Source organism: Actinokineospora sp. (genome assembly GCF_050699995.1).
Lineage (GTDB): Bacteria > Actinomycetota > Actinomycetes > Mycobacteriales > Pseudonocardiaceae > Actinokineospora.
The window spans coordinates 1-1,333 of record NZ_JBOHGC010000236.1 but is presented as its reverse complement, the minus strand read 5'-3'; the positions used below and the strand labels follow the sequence as shown (position 1 = coordinate 1,333).

The window sequence follows — 1,333 nt, the reverse complement described above, 5'->3', positions numbered from 1 at the left end:
GACTTCTTCGGTGGGGTGCCTGCCCGGTTGGTGCCCGACAACCTCAAGACCGGGGTGGACAAACCGGACCTCTACGACCCGAAGATCAACCGGTCCTATGCGGAGTTGGCCGAGCACTACGGGACGTTGGTCGACCCGGCGCGGGCGGCGAAGCCGAAGGACAAGCCGCGGGTGGAACGCCCGATGCCCTATGTTCGGGATTCGTACTGGCGCGGTCGGGAATTCGTGTCCCTGCAACACATGCAGGAACAGGCAGTGCTGTGGTGCCGGGAGGTGGCCGGTCGCAGGCAGTGCCGCCCGCTGGGCGGCGCCGCACCGATGTCGGTGTTCGACGCGGTCGAAGCCCGTGAGTTGAACCCGTTGCCTCGTAAGCGGTTCACGCTCGCCACGTGGTCGACGGGCATCATCGGCCCGGACATTCACGTCCGGGTGGGCAAGTCGTTGTATTCGGTGCCGTGGCGACACATCGGCCGCCGGGTCGACGCCCGGGAGACACCGACGGTGGTGCAGATCTTCGACAACGGCGAGCTGATCGCCACCCACGGCCGCCGACCGGCCGGGAAGTCCACCGACTTGTCGCACTACCCGCCGGAGAAGATCGCGTTCACGATGCGGACGCCGACCTGGTGCCGCGCCCAGGCCGCCGACATCGGCCCGTCCTGCGTCGCGCTCATCGCGGGCTTGTTGGAGGTCAACGCCCTGTTCCGATTGCGCGCCGCCCAAGGGGTTCTCGGGCTGGCCGACAAACACGGGCAAGCCCGGCTGGAGAAGGCCTGCGCCCGGGCGATCGAGGTCGGCGACCCCACTTATCGCACGGTCAAAGGGATCCTGGCCGCCGGCACCGAGGCCGACCCGCCGCCGGAGCTGACCGGCGACGGGGGTGCCGCGGCGCATCTGCATGGTCCTTCGCGGCTGTTCGCGAACGTCGTGGCCCTGCCCACCCCGAACCCCGAGCCCGCCGCGGACCACGCCACCACGGGCGTCGACCACGACACCGATGCCCACGACGAGCCCGGCGATCACCACACCCCCGCCCTGACCGAGCCCAACCCGGCCGGCACCGCCACCGACAGTGAGGAAGCATCGTGACCGTCATCGACACCGCGCTGCGCGACGCCCTGCGCACGCTCAAGCTCTCCGGGATGCTCGACACCCTCGACGCCCGCCTCGCCCAGGCCCGCGGCGGGGAACTCGGCCACCTGGAGTTCCTGCAAGTCCTCTGCCACGACGAGATCGGCCGCCGGGAGTTGACCGCGATGGGCCGCCGACTGCGCCGCGCCCACTTCGACGCACAGACCACCCTGGAGGAGTTCGACTTCCACGCCAGCCCCAA

At 69.9% G+C, this 1,333-nt stretch carries 2 protein-coding genes; both read left to right on the top strand.

Annotation, left to right across the window (positions count from 1 at the left end):
• A partial coding sequence (locus ACRDSQ_RS12665; protein ID WP_431421157.1) for a Mu transposase domain-containing protein occupies positions 1-1,089 on the top strand: 1,089 nt, incomplete at its 5' end.
• Positions 1,086-1,333, top strand: a 248-nt coding sequence (locus tag ACRDSQ_RS12660; RefSeq protein WP_431421155.1) for an ATP-binding protein, incomplete at its 3' end; no start/stop codon positions are given. The genes ACRDSQ_RS12665 and ACRDSQ_RS12660, both read left to right, overlap by 4 nt.